We start from the raw sequence: 17,878 nt of genomic DNA, 5'->3' as shown, positions 1-17,878 counted from the left end.
GCACGGGGACACACAATCCGCAGTACGCAAGAAGGAGTCGCAGCCGCGATGGCCCGCCGCAGCACGAAGACCCCGCCGCCCGGGGGAGAGTTCGAGGAGCGCGTCCTCGACATCGACGTCGTCGACGAGATGCAGGGCTCCTTCCTGGAGTACGCCTACTCGGTCATCTACTCGCGCGCCCTGCCCGACGCACGCGACGGACTCAAGCCGGTCCACCGGCGGATCCTCTACCAGATGCACGAGATGGGGCTGCGGCCGGAGCGCGGATACGTCAAGTGCGCACGCGTCGTCGGCGAGGTGATGGGCAAACTCCACCCGCACGGCGACAGCGCCATCTACGACGCGCTGGTGCGCCTGGCCCAGCCCTTCTCCATGCGGCTGCCGCTGGTGGACGGGCACGGAAACTTCGGCTCGCTGGGCAACGACGACCCGCCCGCCGCCATGCGGTACACCGAGTGCCGCTCCGCTCCGGCGGCCGGGCTGATGGTCGAGTCGATCGACGAGGACACCGTCGACTTCGCGCCCAACTACGACGGCAGCGAGTCCGAGCCGTCCGTGCTGCCCTCGGCCTACCCGAACCTGCTGGTCAACGGCGCCTCCGGTATCGCGGTCGGCATGGCCACCAACATGCCCCCGCACAACCTGGGCGAGGTGATCGCCGCCGCCCGGCATCTGATCAAGCACCCCGGCGCGGACCTGGAGACGCTGATGCGTTTCGTGCCGGGCCCGGACCTGCCCACCGGCGGCCGGATCGTCGGGCTGCAGGGCATCAAGGACGCCTACGCCAAGGGGCGCGGCACCTTCAAGATCCGCGCCACGGTCTCGGTGGAGAACGTGACCGCACGGCGCAAGGGCCTGGTCGTCACCGAACTGCCCTTCAACGTCGGCCCCGAGAAGGTCATCTCCAAGATCAAGGACCTGGTCAACGGCAAGAAGATCCAGGGCATCGCCGACGTCAAGGACCTCACCGACCGCGAGCACGGGCTGCGGCTGGTCATCGAGATCAAGAACGGCTTCAACCCCGAGGCCGTGCTGGAGCAGCTCTACAAGCTGACGCCGATGGAGGAGTCCTTCGGCATCAACAACGTGGCCCTGGTCGACGGCCAGCCGCTGACACTGGGCCTGAAGGAGCTGCTGGAGGTCTACGTCGACCACCGCTTCACCGTGGTGCGGCGGCGCAGCGAGTTCCGGCGCGGCAAGCGGCGCGACCGGCTGCACCTGGTCGAGGGCCTGCTGGTGGCGCTCGTCGACATCGACGAGGTCATCCGGATCATCCGCTCCAGCGAGAACGCCGCGCAGGCCAAGGAGTCGCTGATCGGCCGGTTCGGCCTGTCCGAGGTGCAGACGCAGTACATCCTCGACACCCCGCTGCGCAGGCTGACGAAGTTCGACCGCATCGAGCTGGAGTCCGAGCGTGACCGGCTGAACACCGAGATCGAGGAGCTGACCCGCATCCTGGAGTCCGACGCGGAGCTGCGCAAGCTGGTCTCCTCGGAGCTCTCCGCGGTCGCCAGGAAGTACGGCACCCCGCGCCGCACCGAGCTGCTGTCCTCGGCGGACGTTCCCGCGGCGGCCGTCCCGCTCCAGGTGGCGGACGACCCGTGCCGGGTGCTGCTGTCCTCCACCGGGCTGCTGGCCCGCACCGCGGGCGGCGAGCCGGCCTTCGACTCCTCCGCCAAGCGCCGCAAGCACGACGTGGTCGTCTCGGCCGTCCCCGCGACGGCCCGGGGCGAGGTGGGGGCGGTGACCTCGGCCGGGCGCCTGCTGCGGATCTCGGTCATCGACCTGCCGCAGCTTCCGGAGAACTCCGCACCGAACCTGGCGGGCGGCGCCCGGTTCACGGAGTTCCTCTCCCTGGAGGACGGCGAGGAGCTGGTGTGCCTGACCACCCTGGACGAGTCCTCGCCGGGGCTGGCGCTGGGCACGGAGCAGGGCGTGGTCAAACGGGTGGTGCCCGACTATCCCTCCAACAAGGGCGAGTTGGAGGTCATCACCCTCAAGGAGGGCGACCGGATCGTCGGCGCGGTGGAGCTGCGCACCGGCGAGGAGGACCTGGTCTTCGTCACCGACGAGGCGCAGCTGCTGCGCTTCCCCGCCGGGCAGGTCAGGCCGCAGGGGCGCCCGGCCGGCGGCGTGGCGGGCGTCAAGCTGGGCCAGGGCGCGAAGGTGATCTCCTTCACCGCGGTCGACCCGGCCGCCGACGCGGTGGTCTTCACGGTCGCGGGATCGAGCGGCACGCTGGCCGACGAGGTGAGCACGGCCAAGCTGACGCCGTTCGACCAGTACCCCCGCAAGGGCCGGGCCACGGGCGGGGTGCGCTGCCAGCGCTTCCTCAAGGGCGAGGACCGTCTGACCTTCGCCTGGGCCGGCGCCACTCCCGCTCGTGCGGCGGACGCCAAGGGCTCGCCGGTGGACCTGCCGGAGCCGGACCCGCGCCGCGACGGCTCGGGCACTCCGCTGGCCAAGCCGGTCTCGGTGGTCGCCGGGCCGGTGTGACGTCCCGGCGCGACACCCCGGTGCGACATCCCGGTGCGGCGCTCCGGCCCGGTGGTACGGGCCGGGCCGTCGCGCCGCCGGGGCGTCCTGTGCAGCGGGACGCTCAGGGCCGTACGTAGCGCAGGACGCCCCACATGCTGTCGGGGCTCGCCTCCTCCGGCGAGCCGGTGGCCGTGCAGGAGGCCAGCTCCTCGCGCACCGCGCCGGCGTCGATACCGGAGCCGATCAGCACGAGCTGTGTCAGGCGCGGCTCCCCGCTCCCCCAGGGCCCGGGGTTGAAGCGCAGAAAGCGGCCGACCGCGTGCAGCCCGTACTTCTCCCGGTGACCGGGCACACCGAAGTGGACGAAGCCCTTGATCCGGTACAGGCCGTCGGGTCTGCCGTCCAGGAACTCCATCAGCCGGCGCGGGTCCACCGGCTCACCGGTGGTGAACTCCACGCTCTGGTAGGCGGCGTGGAGGTGCGCGTCATGCCCGTCGTGCCCGTCGCCGCATCCGTGCCCGCTCTCGCGGATCTCGGCCCACACGTCCTCGAAGGAGAGCTGCCGCACGCCCTGTGCGCCGTCGTCGCGGGGGCGCGGGTCGAAGAGCAGCTCCGGATCGACGCGCCCGTGGGAGACGGGGACGACGGGTACGCCCCGGCCGATCCCACGCAGCCGGCCGGCCAGGGCGGACAGCTCCTCCTCCCCGGCCCGGTCCGCCTTGTTGAGCACCACCAGATCGGCCATCGCCACATGCCGTTCGAGCTCCGGGTGCCTGGCCCGGGTGTCCTCGAACTCCGCGGCGTCTACGACCTCCACCAGGCCGCCGTAGACGATGTTCTCCTCGTCGCTGGAGAGGATCATGCGGATCAGGGTCTCCGGCTCCGCCAGGCCGCTGGCCTCCACCACGATGACGTCGATACGGGCCGAGGGGCGCGCCAGGCGCTCCAGCATGGTGTCCAGGTCGCTGGTGTCGACGGCGCAGCACAGGCAGCCGTTGCCCAGGGAGATCATCGAGTCGACCTGCCCGGCCACCGACATGGCATCGATCTCGATGCTGCCGAAGTCGTTGACGACCACGCCGATGCGTGTACCGCCGCTGTGGGCGAGGAGGTGGTTGAGGACGGTGGTCTTCCCCGACCCGAGGAAACCGGCGAGCACGATGACCGGGATCCGCTTCCTGACCAAGATCGCGCCTCCATCGTGCGGGTGGCAGCCGTACCGGAACGGCTGCCGATGGTAACCGACGGCCTCTCCCCTCCCCGCTCCCGCCCGCGCGCCCGAGGACCTGCCCGGGCCTGCCCGGGATCTGCCCGGGCCCGCCGGTTCCGCCGACGGGAATCCCCCGGGCGGGAGCGGTTAGGCTCCCCTGTGTGAGTACCTGTTCGACCGCCTCCCGGGCGCTGGCCGAACCGCCGGCCGCCACCGCCGCGACCGCCCGGACATGGCTGCTGGTCGAGCAGCCCGGTCCGTGGGGGGCCAAGGCCCTCACCGACAGCCGTCTCGACCCGGTACTGGGCCGTGCGCTGGAGCGTGCCGCCGCCGGCACCGGTGTACGGGTCGCGTTGATCCGCCGCCCCGGCCGCCACCCGGACCGCCACGGTCCGGCCCTCCGCCGCGTCTATCTCGCCCACACCCTCCCCGGCCGGTCCTGGGTGCGTACCGCCCTGCTCACCGGCACGGACGAGCTGTACGGCCTCGACGCGGCCGTCATGGCCACGCTCGGCGCGGGCGACCACGGCGGGCTGTGGGAGCCGTACGGCGGCGATCCCCTGGCTCTGGTGTGCACCAACGGCAGGCGCGACCGCTGCTGCGCCGTCCTGGGCCGCCCGCTGGCCGCCGAGCTGGCGGCCTCCGACGCCTGCGAGGTGTGGGAGACCACCCACATCGGCGGCCACCGCTTCGCCCCCACCCTGCTGGTCCTGCCGTACGGCTACGCGTACGGCAGGCTGGGGGGCCACGCCGTCAAGGGCGTGCTGGACGAGCTGCGGCGCGGCCGGATCGCCACCGACGGGTGCCGGGGCCGGTCCGCCTGGGACCGGCCGGGCCAGGCCGCCGACCTGGCGGTGCGCGAGCTGACGGGCGAGGCTGGTGCCGAGGCCCTGACGGTCGCCGGGACCGCCGGCGCCGCCCCTCGGTGGAGCGTCACGGTGGCCCACGCCGACGGCCGCTCCTGGCGCGTCACGGTCACCGAGGACACCGACGTCCCGCCCGTGACCGCGAGCTGCGGCGCCGCTCCCGCCGTACAGCCCCGTGTGGCCGCCGTGGACGTGACCCCGCTCTGACCACTCTCCCAGGAGGTATGGGCGGGCCGGAGCGCGGCCCGGTGGTGGGCCGGTCAGCGGACCCGGCCGCTCCTGCCCGGTGCCGCCGGGCTCGCGGCACGGGCCGGTCCACAGACGTACCGGCACGGCCCGTGGACCTCCCCGCGCCCGCCCCGGTGCGGGCGCGTGTGCCGGGCGTACGCCCAAGCCAGCAGGCAGACGACGGCGAACTGCGCGAATCCGGCGGCCGTGCCCGCCGTAACGGATCCGCCGCCCAGTGTTCGGCCCGCCACGGCGGGCACGGCGGTGACGGCGACCAGATACGCCAGGTGGCAGGCGAGGAGCGCGGCGCAGACGGACAGAACGAGGCGGCGGTGGCGCGTTCCGCGGAAGGCCGCTGCGCGGGGGTGGGCGAGGCGGGCGGCGGGGGCGGTCGCCCCGCCGGAAGCGGGCCGCCGGGGGAAGGGCGCCGCGGCGGCGCCGCGCTCCTCGCCCCGGCCGGAGGCGAGGGTGTCGTGCCAGGGGTCGTCGATCCGCATGGCCCAGGATGGGCAGGGATTCGGGCCCGGCGGAGGATCAATCCGGACTCTTCACCCTTTCAGGGGAGGATTCACCGGGCCGGTCCCCGGCGGTCCGGGGACCGGATCCGGCCCTGGAAGAACCCCGCCCCCGCCCCGCCCCCGTCTCCGGACGGGCCGGAAGCGGAGGCGGGGACAGAGGCGGGGACAGAGGCGGTGGCAGAGGCACGGCGAAGGCGGCCAAGGGGCCAAGGCGCCCGGGTCAGACGTCGATCCGGGAGCGGTCCAGCGTGGCCGCGGAGGTGGTGATGAACTCCTTGCGCGGCGCGACCTCGTTGCCCATCAGCAGGTCGAAGGTCTTCTCGGCGGCCTCCAGGTCGCTGATGTTGATACGCCGCAGGGTGCGGTGGCGCGGGTCCATCGTCGTCTCCGCGAGCTGGTCGGCGTCCATCTCCCCCAGGCCCTTGTACCGCTGGATGGAGTCCTTGAAGCGGACCCCCTTGCTCTGCAGCTCCAGCAGGGTCTGGCGCAGCTCGTTGTCGGAGTAGGTGTAGATGTACTTCGCCTGGCCCCGCCGGGGATTGATCAGCTCGATCCGGTGCAGCGGCGGCACCGCCGAGAAGACCCGGCCCTGCTCGACCATCGGCCTCATGTAGCGCTGGAAGAGCGTCAGCAGCAGACAGCGGATGTGCGCGCCGTCGACATCGGCGTCGGCCAGGAAGATGACCTTGCCGTAGCGGGCCTGGTCGATGTCGAACGTCCTACCGGAGCCCGCCCCTATGACCTGGATGATCGCGCCGCACTCGGCGTTCTTCAGCATGTCGGAGACGGACGACTTCTGGACGTTGAGGATCTTGCCGCGGATCGGCAGCAGCGCCTGGAACTCGGAGTTCCGGGCGAGCTTGGCGGTGCCGAGCGCCGAGTCGCCCTCGACGATGAACAGCTCGCTGCGCTCGACGTCGTCGCTGCGGCAGTCGGCGAGCTTGGCCGGCAGGGCGGAGGACTCCAGCGCGGTCTTGCGGCGCTGGGCCTCCTTGTGCTGGCGGGCGGCGATGCGGGTGCGGGCCGCGGCCACGGCCTTCTCCAGCACCGAGCGGGCCTGCTGCCTGGCGTCGCGCTTGGTGGAGGTCAGGAACGCCTTGAGCTCCCTGGAGACCACCTGGGCGACGATCCGGGAGGCGGCCGAGGTGCCCAGCACCTCCTTGGTCTGCCCCTCGAACTGCGGCTCGGCCAGCCGCACGGTGACGACCGCCGTCATGCCCTCCAGGGCGTCGTCCTTGACGATGTCGTCCTCGGCGACGCGCAGCAGCTTGGCGGAGCGCAGCACCTCGTTCACCGTGCGGGTGACGGCGCGCTCGAAGCCCGCGACGTGGGTGCCGCCCTTGGGGGTGGCGATGATGTTGACGAACGACCTGACCGTGGTGTCGTACCCCGTCCCCCAGCGCAGCGCGACGTCCACGCCCAGCTCGCGGGTGACCTCGGTGGGGATCATGTGGCCGCGCTCGTCCAGGACGGGGACGGTCTCCTTGAAGGCGCCCTGGCCCGTCAGCCGCAGCACGTCGCACAGCGGCCGGTCCGGGGCGAGGTACTCGCAGAACTCGCTGATGCCGCCGTCGTAGCGGAAGACCTCCTTCACCGGCGGTGCGCCGTCGATCCCGCGCTCGTCGCGGACGACGATCGTCAGGCCGGGCACCAGGAAGGCGGTCTGGCGGGCACGTGCGTGCAGGTTCTCCGGGGAGAGCCGGGCGTCCTTGAGGAAGATCTGGCGGTCGGCCCAGTACCGCACCCGGGTGCCGGTACGGGTCTTGGGGATCTTCTTGCTCTTGCGCAGGCCGCTCGTCGGATCGAAGGGGGCGTCCGGGCCGGACTCGGTGAAGATGCCCGGAACACCGCGCCGGAAGCTGACGGAGTGCGTACGGCCGTCACGGTCGACCTCGACGTCGAGGCGGGCGGACAGGGCGTTGACGACGGATGCGCCGACACCGTGCAGACCGCCGGAGGCCGCGTACGATCCGCCGCCGAACTTTCCGCCGGCGTGCAGCTTGGTCATCACGACCTCGACACCCGACAGTCCCGTCTTGGGCTCGACGTCGACGGGGATGCCGCGGCCGTTGTCCTGCACCTCGACGGAGCCGTCCTCCCGGAGGATCACCTCGATGTGGTCGCAGTGCCCTCCGAGGGCCTCGTCGACCGAGTTGTCGATGATCTCCCAGAGGCAGTGCATCAGACCGCGGCTGTCGGTGGAGCCGATGTACATACCGGGCCGTTTGCGCACCGCCTCCAGCCCCTCGAGGACGAGCAGGTGCCGCGCGGTGTAGTTGGAACCGTCACGGTCCGCGCCCGTGAGCAGGGCGGTGGACGGCATGGGGTTTCCCCTGCCGGAGGCCAGGGGAGTCTCGGCGGTCACGCGGTTCGCTCCTCGCTGAATTTCGCTGGGGATGGCTGTCTTGCGGGTCAGAGGGTACCGAGGCCATGGAGAGCCAAGGTGAAGCCACCCAGGAGAAGGCCCATGCTAGACCAGCGTCGACCAAGCGTTCGATAACTCGTCCGGGTGACGTGTACATCACGTTCCCTTCCGGGCATGAACCATCTAGGCTCCGGGCACGTCCTCTGGAACGACACCGGCGAGACCGGCGCCGGAGGAGACAACCGAACACACAACACGAAGACGACGAAGATCAACACATCTCTGTAATCGGCTCATTCGCCGCCAACCGGCAACATGTCAGCCACCTCACACAGAGATTTTCGAGGAAAAGCCACGAGCGGGAACGTTTTCGGCCTGGTTGGATGTTGACCCTGGTACGACAGCTCGTCGAGCTAGAGAAGAGGCGACGTGACTACTGTTCTGACCCCCGCGAGCCCGCTGACGGCCGCTGACCGCTGCGACCGCTGCGGCGCCCAGGCATACCTGCGTGTTGTGCTCGTCAGCGGTGGAGAGCTGCTGTTCTGCGCCCACCACGGCCGCAAGTTCGAGCCGGAACTCAAGAAGATCGCTGCGGAGATACAGGACGAGACCGAACGGCTCAACGCCACCCCCGCGACGGCGGGTGACAGCGAGCACTGATCTGCCGACCGGCGGCAAACGCGTCCCCATCCGACGAGCTCGGACCGGCCCAGGGCCGGACGCCACGGGCGGTCGCCCCCTCACGGGGTGACCGCCCGTTTGCCGTACCCGGGCACGGGCGGGCACGGCAGGCGGTGGTGGGCCCCGGAGGCCGCACAGGCTCCCGCATGCCGGGAAACGGGCGCACGGAGCCTCCCTGAACGTACGGATCGCCCCCCGCCTCACCCCAGGGTGAGCCATGCGGGCGGCTTCCGCATCCGGAGAGCCGCACACACCCGCGCGCCGCTCAGGCCGGAGGGCCGGAGCCCCGTGGACGGGGCTCCGGCCCTCCGGCCTGAGCGGACGAACCTGGCGAACGGGTCAGTCGAGGTAATCCCGCAGGACCTGCGAACGGGAGGGGTGGCGCAGCTTCGACATCGTCTTGGACTCGATCTGGCGGATCCGCTCGCGGGTCACGCCGTAGACCTTGCCGATCTCGTCCAGTGTCTTGGGCTGGCCGTCGGTGAGACCGAAACGCATCGAGACCACGCCGGCCTCGCGCTCGCTGAGCGTGTCGAGCACGGAGTGGAGCTGTTCCTGCAGGAGCGTGAAGCTGACCGCGTCGGCCGGGACGACCGCCTCGGAGTCCTCGATGAGGTCACCGAACTCGCTGTCGCCGTCCTCGCCCAGCGGGGTGTGCAGGGAGATCGGCTCGCGACCGTACTTCTGGACCTCGACGACCTTCTCCGGGGTCATGTCGAGCTCCTTGGCCAGCTCCTCCGGGGTGGGCTCGCGGCCCAGGTCCTGGAGCATCTGGCGCTGGACGCGCGCGAGCTTGTTGATCACCTCGACCATGTGCACCGGGATGCGGATGGTGCGCGCCTGGTCGGCCATGGCCCGGGTGATGGCCTGGCGGATCCACCAGGTCGCGTAGGTCGAGAACTTGTAGCCCTTGGTGTAGTCGAACTTCTCGACCGCGCGGATCAGGCCCAGGTTGCCCTCCTGGATCAGGTCCAGGAAGAGCATGCCCCGGCCGGTGTAACGCTTGGCCAGTGAGACCACCAGACGGAGGTTGGCCTCCAGCAGGTGGTTCTTGGCCCGGCGGCCGTCCTCGGCGATGATCTCCAGCTCGCGCTTGAGCTTGGGGGCGATCTTGTCGCTGTTGGCGAGCTTGTCCTCGGCGAAGAGACCGGCCTCGATGCGCTTGGCCAGCTCGACCTCCTGCTCGGCGTTGAGCAGGGGGACCTTGCCGATCTGCTTGAGGTAGTCCTTGACCGGGTCGGCGGTGGCGCCCGCGGCGGCGACCTGCTGCGCGGGGGCGTCGTCCTCGTCCTCGTCGGACAGGACGAAACCCTCGTTCTCGTTCTTGGGCTCCGCCGCGGAGTCCTCGGCGGTCTTGCCGCCCTTGACCGGAGGCTCGTCGATGACCTCCTCGTCCCCCTCGAGCAGCTCGTCGACGTCCGACTTCTTGGCCGCGGTCTTCTTCGCCGCGGCCTTCTTCGCGGGCGCCTTCCTGGCAGCGGTCTTCTTCGCCGCGGCCTTCTTGGCGGGCGCCTTCCTGGCCGGCTTCGCCTCGGCCTCCTCGGCGGTCCCCTCCGCGTCCTCGGCGGGGTCCTCGGGGGCGGCGGCCGGGGCGGCCTTCCTGGCAGCGGTCTTCTTGGCGGCGACCGTCTTGGTCGCGGTGCGCTTGGCCGGGGCCTTCGCTGCGACGCTCTTCCGGGTGCGCTTGGGGGCCTCCGCGGCACTCACCATCAGCGTCACACCCTCCTCGTCGAGGATCTGGTTGAGACTGCGCAGGACGTTCTTCCACTGGGTCGGCGGAATCTGGTCGGCCTCGAAGGCCCGACGCACATCGTCGCCGGCGATCTGCCCCTCGGCCTTTCCCCGCTCAATGAGCGCCATCACAGACGCGGACTCGGCGATCTCCGCAGGGAGCGTACGGGATGTGCTGGCCGACACGAACAACCTCTCGGAACGATGGAAACGGCTTCGGCCCCGCCCACGGAGGGGTCCGGGACCTGCAAGCCCCGGCGGGGATGACCGGCGGCTCGGGTGGAGCGACGGAGGAACTACAGCGCCGGATGCGGCGTCCGTATTCCCCCGGTAGCTGCCACCTCTTGAGTCATCGCGCTGCCACGCGAAGCGTTACGCCCAACCAGAGTGTCCCGGGTCACACGACATAGGAGAACAGAAATACCCATACGGCGACTTATGGCCGGACCGTGCCCCGGGGCGGCAGACGCCGCGGGTGCGGGCGGACCCGCCGGAAGGACGTCGCCGGATCCCGCCGGGCGGGATCCGGCGACACCGTGCGGGTGCGGCCGGTACCGGACGTCAGTGCTCGCGAGGCGCCGGCACCACGTGGTCGGCGGCTCCACCCGCCGCCGGAGCCGCCGGAGCCGCCGGAGAGGTCTGGGTCTCGGACTGCGCGGCGGAAGCGGCCGCGGTGGAAGCGCCCGGCGCGGGAGCGCCGGGCGTCGCGGGGACGGCCGCCTCGGAGGAGACCGTGAGCAACTGGCGCACCGCGTTCTCCGCCGCGGCCGCCTCGCCGGAGGCGACGGCTTCGGCGATCCTGCGGTGGTGCGCCAGCGACGCCTCGGTGGGACGCTCGCATCCGGCGGCGGGGGCCCCGGAGACCTGGAGAGCCGCGCCGACGATGCCGGAGAGGTGCTCCAGCATCCGGTTGCCGGCGCCGTGCAGGAGCAGGGCGTGGAACTCGGCGTCGGCCCGGGAGAAGGTCAGGCTGTCGCCCTGGGCGAGTGTGTGGCCCATGATCTCGACCATGTCAGCGAGGCGCTGCTGCACCTCGTCGCGGCTGTGGTCCGCGGCGAGGCGGGCGGCCAGCGGCTCGATGGCCCAGCGCAGCTCGCACAGCTCGCGGCGCTGGTCGTCACGCTGTGGGCCGAAGGCGCGCCATTCGATGATGTCGGGGTCGAGAAGGTTCCAGTCGCTGACCGGGCGGACCCGTGTTCCGACGTTGGGGCGGGCGCTGACCAGGCCCTTGGCCTCGAGGACCCGGAGCGACTCGCGGACGACGGTGCGCGACACCTCGAATCGCTGGCCGATCTCCTCCGGTACGAGGGGGCGGTCGGCCCCGAGGTCTCCGGAGACGATCATCTGCCCCAGTTGCTGTACGAGTTGGCCGTGCAGTCCGCGCCCCCGGTTTCCGGCGGCACGTCGTCCGGCCCGGGCCATGTCCGCTTCGCCACCGTCCCACGCGGGGACGGTGGTGGCACGGGTCGCGCCGGTCGACTCGGCGTAGGCGTAACGGTCCGGCTCGCCCGAAGCCGTGAGGCCGGAGTCGGCGGAGCGAGCCGAGGTCATCATGGTGTGCGCAAGGGTAGTCACGCATCCTTTGTCGGCGGTGCTCCGGACGGCCTTGAGGGCTTTGGTGAAAAGCACACGAAAGGGTGATCAGTGGTCTCCTCGCGATTGACGCCTTATCGGAAAGAAACGGTCTTCCGACCGGGAATACGCGGCAGCCGGCACCAGCCTGCGGCGGAGCGGTACCACCGAAGGCCCCGGATCCGCTGGTGAGAGGCGCGTCGGTTCCCCGGCGGGCCGCCCGACGGCCCGGACACCGGCCGGAGGGAGGCGAGGATTCGGCTTCTCTCCCCCTCAGACATCCGGGCGCAGCATCGGTGGATTCAGCACCGTGGCGCCGCCTGCCCGGAACAACTGTGCGGGCCGACCACCCTGACGAGTCGTCGTACCGCCGGTGGGCACCAGGAAGCCCGGGGTGCCGGTGACCTTGCGGTGGAAGTTCCTCGGGTCGAGCGCGACGCCCCACACCGCTTCGTAGACCCGCCGCAGTTCTCCCACGGTGAACTCCGGCGGGCAGAAGGCGGTGGCGAGCGAGGAGTACTCGATCTTCGATCGGGCCCGCTCCACTCCGTCCGCGAGGATCCTCGAGTGGTCGAAGGCCAGCGGAGCGGGCTGTCCGCCGCTTCGGTCCGGGCCGTCCCCGGAAGGCTGTCCGGGAGGCAGCAGGGTGTCCACCGGCGCCCAGCGGACACTGTCGGCGTCGCCACCGGCCGTGGGGGTGGGCAGGTCGGGGGCCAGCACCAGATGGGCGACGCTGACCACTCGCATCCGCGGGTCCCGACCCGGATCACCGTAGGTGGCGAGCTGTTCGAGATGGGCACCGGTGTGCCGGTCGTCCGGCCCCTGGACATGCAGCCCGGTCTCCTCGGTGAGTTCGCGGGCCGCCGCGGCCCCGAGGTCCTCGTCGATGCGCACGAAGCCCCCGGGCAGCGCCCATCGCCCCTGGTAGGGAGGTTCGCCCCGGCGTACGACCAGCGCACACAGGGCATGCCTTCGCACGGTGAGCACGACCAGATCGACGGTGACGGCGAAGGGAGGGAAGGCCGACGGGTCGTAGGGCATGACGTGATCATAGTCGTCTGCCTGACGATAAACAGAGGCTTGCGCCGCTCCGCCCTCAGCCCTGGACCGCCGCGGCACCGAGACCGCGCGCGGCCCGCTGCCTCCGCAGGCACTGCCTCAGCGGTTCGGGGTCGAGCCCGCTGTTGCACGCGCCGTGGAGCAGCCGCGCGAAGACGTACTCCGGGTCCAGCTCCAGCGCCCGGCCCAGCGCCACGCGCGCGCCCGGCTCGTCCCCACCGGACCAGGCGACCCATCCGGCCAGAGCGAGCGGGGCCGCGGCGTGCTCGGCGTAGGCCCCGGCGCACCGCCTGGCCAGCGCCCTCCACAGTCGCAGCGCGGGGACGGCGTCCTCGCCCTCCATCCATTCCGCGGCCCAGTCCCGGGTGACCCTGTCCTGGAGACCGAGGATCACGGTGGCGGCCTCCTCATCGGTCAGGAGGCGGTCGTCCCGGGCGTCGGCCCCGGCCGCCCCCTCGTTCCGGCCCGCCGCCGGCGCGTTCCGGTAGCGGTCGAGCAGCCGCCCGGCGAGCGCCAGGGTCTCGGCACGCACCGTCTCGCGGTCGGCCTCGCCCAGCATCCGCGGCACCAGGGCCGCGCCCGCGATGTCGAGGGCCCGCTCCTGCGGCCCGGCGGCCGGTGGGCCCAGTGGCGCGAGCCTGGCCGTCATCTCCTTCAGGGTGCCTTCCACCCGCAGTCCGGCGTACGCGGCCGCGGCCGCGATGGCCGAGGTGCCGGGGACGCCCAGCGGTGTGCCCTCCGCGGGGCAGCACCGGGTGTCGGGACAGCAGTAGGACCAGCTCTGTCCGGCCGGAATCCTGACCTCGGCCGATGCCCGGAGCAGTGGCTCTGACCTGCGATTCCACTGCTCTGGGCATCAACCGGCATCACTGGTCATCTACAGGTCCCGCGCCCACCTCGCGCCCACAACATCGACACCAGCACACAGGAAAGCGATCACCATGACACCCGCAGACCTCGCCCGCATCGCCACGGAGATCAAGGACATGGGCCCCGGCGACCTCGCCCGGCTCATGGACGCGCTCGGCCTCATGCTCTACGACGCTCCGGACGATCCCGAGCTGCGGCTGCTGGCCGCCGCCGCTGCGATCACCTTCGATGACCGGGCCGGGCTGGCCTGAGTGCGGCCCGGCCTGCGGGCCTACTCCCCCGCCTGGCCTTCGGTGACCTCTTCGAGCTTGCCGTGCTCGTCCAGGCTCCAGCGCACACCGGCCTCATCCGTGAAGTACAGGACAGGACGGCATGCGGGAATTTCTTCGGGGGATATCAATACCGAGTCAAACCGAAGGCGATCCCCTGCTCCAACCACCTTCACCGGCGAATTCCTACCAATCAACCCCAGGGAACTATGTCCGGCAGCAGGGTTTTGATTCACAGCCGTTTCCTCAGCGATCCCTGCGGCTCCAAAGGTCATTTGCACAGAGAAAATTGGCGCACTGCTCCCGTTCTGGACAGCCACATACCATCTCCTCCCGTCAGGAGCGCCAGCGTCGGTCAAATCTCCATCTTTCAACCTGAGGTGGCAGTCCACCATCGTGACCCTGCTGGCCTGCTCCCGCTTCCGGTCCTCGGCCACAGCCTGTAGCTCGGCACGCTCCAGGGCCAGGTTCTCGGACTGCTGGCGGATGAACTCCCGCTGCTCGTCGATCTGGTCCCGCTGGGACTTCAGTGTCCACACAGCCGCCGCTGCGGCCAGCGCGGCGAAGACGGCTCCCAGCCATGTCGGGGCGTCCCCCCAGTCGATTGCTCCCACGCGGAGCAGCGTAGAACGACCATGTGACAACGCTCGGGCGGTCAGAGGGAGTTGGGAGGCCGGCGGTCGTCGGGCAGGGCGACCCACGGCCGGGTGATGATCTCGCGGTAGGTCATGTGCAGCCGGTTCTCCGGCTTCGTGACATGGGCGAACACCCAGCGGCGGGCCTCTTCGGCATCCTCCCCGGCCGGGCCGTGCTGGCCGCACAGCGTGCACTGCATGGCGTACGTCATCGGCTCGGCGTCCGGCTCCTCGTTCAGCGACATCCGCCACCGGATGAAGCGGTAGACCGACCGCGTCATCGCAGCCGCTCCCCGCTGCGCTGGTTCGCCGCCCGCACCCCCGCGCTCAGCTTCTCGGCGAGCGTGGCGGCCCGGGCGTCACCGGGGTCGCACGCCCACTCGCGTCCTCCGCCCACCGGGCGCAGCAGGTACCGACTCCCGTCCCTGCCCATGAGTTCACCGATCTTGTTCCGTGCCGTGTCCACCAGGTACACCGCCATGCCGTTCTCCTGACCGCTGTGCGTGTCCAGCCGGTCACAGAGTTGCGGCTGCGGCGGTACGCTCACCAGATCCCAGTCCTTTAAGCTTGAGAGTTAAAGAACGGTGATCGCCTGTGCCCGGCAAGGAACTTGACCCGAGCGCCGGTCCAGCGGAGTTCTTCGGCGCGGAGGTCCGCCACCGCCGGGAGGAACGGGACTGGAGCCAGCGGGAGCTGGGTGTCAAGGCGAACATCTCCCCCAGCCGCATCGCCCAGATCGAGCTGGCGTCGATTCCGGCCACCCTCCACAACGCCACCGCGCTCGATGTGGCGCTGGAGACCGGCGGCCTGTTCGCCCGCCTCTTCGCCCTCATGGACAGCACCCCCGCCTTCCCGGACTGGGTGCAGCGGTACATGCGCATGGAGGCGGCGGCCACCGCCATCAGCGGCTACGCGCCCATGGTGGTGCCCGGACTGTTGCAGACGGAGGACTACGCCCGCGCCATTCTCCGGGCCGGACGGCCCCGCGACAGTGCTGAGGAGGTGGAGCGCCGCGTCCATGCCCGCCTGGGCCGTCAGGAGGTCCTGGGCCGGGCCGTCCCCCCGGCCCTGTGGTACGTGGTCGAGGAGGAACTGCTGCGCCGCCCCGTGGGTGGCCGGGATGTCATGGCCGCCCAGCTCGGCCATCTTGTGACGCTGGTGGAAAGCCGGACCATAGTGCTCCAGGTGCTCCCCACCAGCGTGGGCGCTCACGCCGCGCTGGGCGGAACGCTCACGTTGCTGAGCCGGAAGGACGGCCCCGCCGTGGCCTACGTGGAAGGCCCGTTCACCGGGCAGCTCTGCGAGGAATCGGACCAGGTGACGGAGCTGTCCCTGGCCTACGATCACCTTCAGGCCACGGCTCTCAGCCACGAGGAGTCGCTAGCCGTGATCCGCGAAGCGATGGAGGACATGCGATGAGCCCGGACCGCCCCAACCTCAGTGCCGCTCTCTGGTGTAAGTCCAGCTACAGCAACGGGCAGGGCGGCGAGTGCGTCGAGGTCGCCGACGGCCTCCCCGGCGTCGCCGGTGTCCGGGACTCCAAGAACACCGGCGGGCCGGTCCTGGCCTTCCCGGCGGACGCCTGGGCGGCGTTCGTGGCCGGGGTGAAGGACGGCCGCTGAGGCTGCCAGCGAGGGCCCCGGAGCTTCCCCGGCTCCGGGGCCCTCGGCATTTCTAACCGAGCGTCATCTGCTTGTGCCCATCATCCTGCCGTCGCCTGGCCTGGAAGTACGGCAGCAACGCAGTCGGGAGGTTGGGACGCTTGCCGTCCAACAGCTCCTGCACGGTGATGATCTGCACCTTGGGGTACGTCACACCGTTGATCGGATAGGTGTACGTGCCGGAGTGGTTGGCCGCGTCCACCATGCCCTTGGTCGGCTTCTTCATCGTGATGAACACGCCCATGGCGGCCTTCTGCGAGCTGACGGTTCCGACCAGATCCCTCACATGCCCGGGGTTGGTGCTGCCGCCCTTGACGGACACCAGGACCCGCTGGGAGCTGCCCTTCTTGTCGATGGGGATACGGATGACACCGTCGATCCCCTTGTCGCCGACCTGCTTGTCGTTGGGCTGACCGTCCACCAGCATGACGCACCAGCGCTCGAACTCGAAGGGCGACTTCTTGAAGAGCGTTACGGCTCCGTCCATGTCCTTCGGTATGCCGAGGATCTCGTAGGTGTCCTGAATCGACTCGGCGTAAGTATTGCGGAGCCGGGCGTCAATCAGGTCGATGGCCAGCGTGGTGATGTCCATGCCGATCCAGCGCCGCCCGAGCTTCTGGGCGGCGTCGATGGCCGTGCCGCATCCACAGAAGGGATCGAGGACCACATCGCCCGGATTGCTGCTGGACTCGATAATCCGCTCCAGCAGCGCCACCGGCTTCTGAGTGGGGTACCCCAGGCGCTCAATGGCTTTGGCGTTGATGGGGTCGATATCTGTCCACACATCCTGAAGGGGGACGCCGGGCATCTCATCGAGATACCGCTTCAGCTCCGGCATTCCCGTCCGAGTGTATACGAGCCGCCCTTCCTCTTCGAACTGTTGCATTTTCGCGCGACTGTACGCCCAGTATCGCCCCTTGTAGGGCCTTACCCCATTCCACTCATAGCTGGTGTCACCACCGGGCTTGCTAGCAGTCAGGTTGTCCTTACGGTACCGGCGTCCCGTGTCTTCTTCAATGAAACGATAGTGCGACTCAATGTACGACTGCTCGTACGGGGTGTAGATCGGGTTCCACGTCCACTCCTTGCCCTTCGTGTAGAAGTAGATCACGTCGTGGACTCGACCAGGCAGCTTGCGCCCCTGCTTTCCATCGCTGTGCGCAGTGGTCCGCTTCCATACAATCTCTGCACCGAACTTGTCCGGCCCGAAGATTGCGTCGAGCATGACCTTGAGATAATGACCTGCCGTTGGGTCGCAGTGCAGATACAGAGACCCGGTGTCCTTTAGCACGCGGTGCAATTCGATAAGCCTGGCGGTCATCATGACTAGGTAGGCGAGCACATCGTTGTCGCCCAGGAGCCTTCGCATGGCTTCCAGGGCGTCCTTTACCTTCAAGGATGCATCGCCGTTGAGGATCTCATTAAACAGGGCCTCGGACTCGTAGCTCCATGTCCACGTGTCACCGAAGGCTTCGATCTGCGCAGGAGAGTCCTCGCCGCTCTTCTCCTTGAACAAGATGTTGTAGGAGCGTTTGGAATTGAACGGCGGATCGAGATATACCAGATCAACGCTGCCTGTAGGGATGTGCTGTCTGAGTAAATCGAGGTTGTCGCCGTAGTACAGCTGGTTGAGCGCGGTCTCCTGCGTAGTCCCCATGGAGGGGGATCTTGCCAGGTTGGCCCCTGTCCGGCCAAGTGCCCTGCACGAGCAGTACGTGACGCTTTCTCACCTCTG

At 70.0% G+C, this 17,878-nt stretch carries 17 protein-coding genes; 6 read left to right on the top strand and 11 right to left on the bottom strand.

Annotated elements, in window-relative coordinates; all coding sequences use genetic code 11:
• The first annotated feature begins 48 nt into the window (after positions 1 to 48).
• Positions 49 to 2,496 (top strand): DNA gyrase/topoisomerase IV subunit A, encoded by a 2,448-nt coding sequence (locus CUT83_RS07075; RefSeq protein ID WP_101255026.1) that lies wholly within the window; start codon positions 49 to 51, stop codon positions 2,494 to 2,496.
• 103 nt (positions 2,497 to 2,599) lie between these two features.
• On the opposite strand, the gene CUT83_RS07070 is transcribed toward CUT83_RS07075, so the two are convergent.
• Complete coding sequence (locus tag CUT83_RS07070) at positions 2,600 to 3,664, bottom strand: CobW family GTP-binding protein (RefSeq protein ID WP_101255025.1); 1,065 nt, start codon at positions 3,662 to 3,664, stop codon at positions 2,600 to 2,602.
• Positions 3,665 to 3,849: 185 nt separating this feature from the next.
• On the opposite strand from CUT83_RS07070, the gene CUT83_RS07065 reads away from it, so the two are divergent.
• Positions 3,850 to 4,761: a ferredoxin family protein gene (locus tag CUT83_RS07065; protein ID WP_101255024.1), complete on the top strand. Its 912-nt coding sequence runs from the start codon at positions 3,850 to 3,852 to the stop codon at positions 4,759 to 4,761.
• Positions 4,762 to 4,814: 53 nt separating this feature from the next.
• Here the strand turns inward: CUT83_RS07065 and CUT83_RS07060 are convergent, their stop codons facing one another.
• Together CUT83_RS07060 and CUT83_RS07055 are read right to left on the bottom strand one after the other, a co-directional pair.
• Positions 4,815 to 5,279 carry a DUF485 domain-containing protein gene (locus CUT83_RS07060; protein WP_101255023.1) on the bottom strand — a complete coding sequence of 155 codons (465 nt, stop codon included), beginning with the start codon at positions 5,277 to 5,279 and terminating at the stop codon, positions 4,815 to 4,817.
• A gap of 241 nt (positions 5,280 to 5,520) precedes the next feature.
• Positions 5,521 to 7,623: a DNA gyrase/topoisomerase IV subunit B gene (locus tag CUT83_RS07055; RefSeq protein WP_101255095.1), complete on the bottom strand. Its 2,103-nt coding sequence runs from the start codon at positions 7,621 to 7,623 to the stop codon at positions 5,521 to 5,523.
• Between the two features lie 471 nt (positions 7,624 to 8,094).
• Between CUT83_RS07055 and CUT83_RS07050 the strand changes: the two genes are divergently transcribed.
• Positions 8,095 to 8,325 (top strand): DUF7455 domain-containing protein, encoded by a 231-nt coding sequence (locus CUT83_RS07050; RefSeq protein WP_093851254.1) that lies wholly within the window; start codon positions 8,095 to 8,097, stop codon positions 8,323 to 8,325.
• A 360-nt stretch (positions 8,326 to 8,685) separates the two neighbouring features.
• Here the strand turns inward: CUT83_RS07050 and CUT83_RS07045 are convergent, their stop codons facing one another.
• The 4 genes from CUT83_RS07045 to CUT83_RS07030 form a co-directional block, all read right to left on the bottom strand.
• Positions 8,686 to 10,263 (bottom strand): RNA polymerase sigma factor, encoded by a 1,578-nt coding sequence (locus tag CUT83_RS07045; protein WP_173915038.1) that lies wholly within the window; start codon positions 10,261 to 10,263, stop codon positions 8,686 to 8,688.
• 375 nt (positions 10,264 to 10,638) lie between these two features.
• Positions 10,639 to 11,706 (bottom strand): FadR/GntR family transcriptional regulator, encoded by a 1,068-nt coding sequence (locus tag CUT83_RS07040; protein WP_101255021.1) that lies wholly within the window; start codon positions 11,704 to 11,706, stop codon positions 10,639 to 10,641.
• Positions 11,707 to 11,922: 216 nt separating this feature from the next.
• Positions 11,923 to 12,690 carry an NUDIX hydrolase gene (locus CUT83_RS07035; protein WP_101255020.1) on the bottom strand — a complete coding sequence of 256 codons (768 nt, stop codon included), beginning with the start codon at positions 12,688 to 12,690 and terminating at the stop codon, positions 11,923 to 11,925.
• Positions 12,691 to 12,745: 55 nt separating this feature from the next.
• Entirely contained in the window at positions 12,746 to 13,504 is a 759-nt protein-coding gene (locus CUT83_RS07030; RefSeq protein ID WP_338154106.1) for a DUF4192 domain-containing protein, read from the bottom strand.
• A 145-nt stretch (positions 13,505 to 13,649) separates the two neighbouring features.
• On the opposite strand from CUT83_RS07030, the gene CUT83_RS07025 reads away from it, so the two are divergent.
• On the top strand, positions 13,650 to 13,829 hold the full coding sequence (locus tag CUT83_RS07025) for a hypothetical protein (protein WP_101255018.1): 180 nt from the start codon (positions 13,650 to 13,652) through the stop codon (positions 13,827 to 13,829).
• A gap of 20 nt (positions 13,830 to 13,849) precedes the next feature.
• Here the strand turns inward: CUT83_RS07025 and CUT83_RS07020 are convergent, their stop codons facing one another.
• The 3 genes from CUT83_RS07020 to CUT83_RS07010 are packed head-to-tail and all read right to left on the bottom strand — an operon-like array spanning position 13,850 to position 15,029.
• Entirely contained in the window at positions 13,850 to 14,461 is a 612-nt protein-coding gene (locus CUT83_RS07020; protein ID WP_143688505.1) for a hypothetical protein, read from the bottom strand.
• A gap of 41 nt (positions 14,462 to 14,502) precedes the next feature.
• Positions 14,503 to 14,763, bottom strand: a complete 261-nt coding sequence (locus CUT83_RS07015; protein WP_101255016.1) for a DUF7848 domain-containing protein — start codon at positions 14,761 to 14,763, stop codon at positions 14,503 to 14,505.
• Positions 14,760 to 15,029: a hypothetical protein gene (locus CUT83_RS07010; RefSeq protein ID WP_240958321.1), complete on the bottom strand. Its 270-nt coding sequence runs from the start codon at positions 15,027 to 15,029 to the stop codon at positions 14,760 to 14,762. Before CUT83_RS07010 ends, CUT83_RS07015 begins: the two co-directional genes overlap by 4 nt.
• Positions 15,030 to 15,076: 47 nt before the next feature.
• Between CUT83_RS07010 and CUT83_RS07005 the strand changes: the two genes are divergently transcribed.
• Positions 15,077 to 15,901 (top strand): helix-turn-helix domain-containing protein, encoded by an 825-nt coding sequence (locus CUT83_RS07005; protein ID WP_101255014.1) that lies wholly within the window; start codon positions 15,077 to 15,079, stop codon positions 15,899 to 15,901.
• Positions 15,898 to 16,104: a DUF397 domain-containing protein gene (locus CUT83_RS07000; protein ID WP_101255013.1), complete on the top strand. Its 207-nt coding sequence runs from the start codon at positions 15,898 to 15,900 to the stop codon at positions 16,102 to 16,104. Before CUT83_RS07005 ends, CUT83_RS07000 begins: the two co-directional genes overlap by 4 nt.
• A gap of 52 nt (positions 16,105 to 16,156) precedes the next feature.
• Here the strand turns inward: CUT83_RS07000 and CUT83_RS06995 are convergent, their stop codons facing one another.
• Complete coding sequence (locus CUT83_RS06995; RefSeq protein WP_101255012.1) at positions 16,157 to 17,800, bottom strand: DNA methyltransferase; 1,644 nt, start codon at positions 17,798 to 17,800, stop codon at positions 16,157 to 16,159.
• Positions 17,801 to 17,878 lie beyond the last annotated feature (78 nt).

This window comes from Streptomyces barkulensis, assembly GCF_002843305.1.
In the GTDB taxonomy this organism is placed as follows: domain Bacteria; phylum Actinomycetota; class Actinomycetes; order Streptomycetales; family Streptomycetaceae; genus Streptomyces; species Streptomyces barkulensis.
This window is presented reverse-complemented; position numbering and strand designations above follow the sequence as displayed.

Bases quoted from the DNA above. Each gene is read 5' to 3' on its own strand.
- CUT83_RS07075 (WP_101255026.1), top strand. From the start codon at position 49: ATGGCCCGCCGCAGCACGAAGACCCCGCCGCCCGGGGGAGAGTTCGAG.
- CUT83_RS07060 (WP_101255023.1), bottom strand. From the start codon at position 5,279: ATGCGGATCGACGACCCCTGGCACGACACCCTCGCCTCCGGCCGGGGC.
- CUT83_RS07055 (WP_101255095.1), bottom strand. From the start codon at position 7,623: ATGCCGTCCACCGCCCTGCTCACGGGCGCGGACCGTGACGGTTCCAAC.
- CUT83_RS07035 (WP_101255020.1), bottom strand. From the start codon at position 12,690: ATGCCCTACGACCCGTCGGCCTTCCCTCCCTTCGCCGTCACCGTCGAT.
- CUT83_RS07025 (WP_101255018.1), top strand. From the start codon at position 13,650: ATGACACCCGCAGACCTCGCCCGCATCGCCACGGAGATCAAGGACATG.
- CUT83_RS07015 (WP_101255016.1), bottom strand. From the start codon at position 14,763: ATGACGCGGTCGGTCTACCGCTTCATCCGGTGGCGGATGTCGCTGAAC.
- CUT83_RS07000 (WP_101255013.1), top strand. From the start codon at position 15,898: ATGAGCCCGGACCGCCCCAACCTCAGTGCCGCTCTCTGGTGTAAGTCC.
- CUT83_RS06995 (WP_101255012.1), bottom strand. From the start codon at position 17,800: ATGGGGACTACGCAGGAGACCGCGCTCAACCAGCTGTACTACGGCGAC.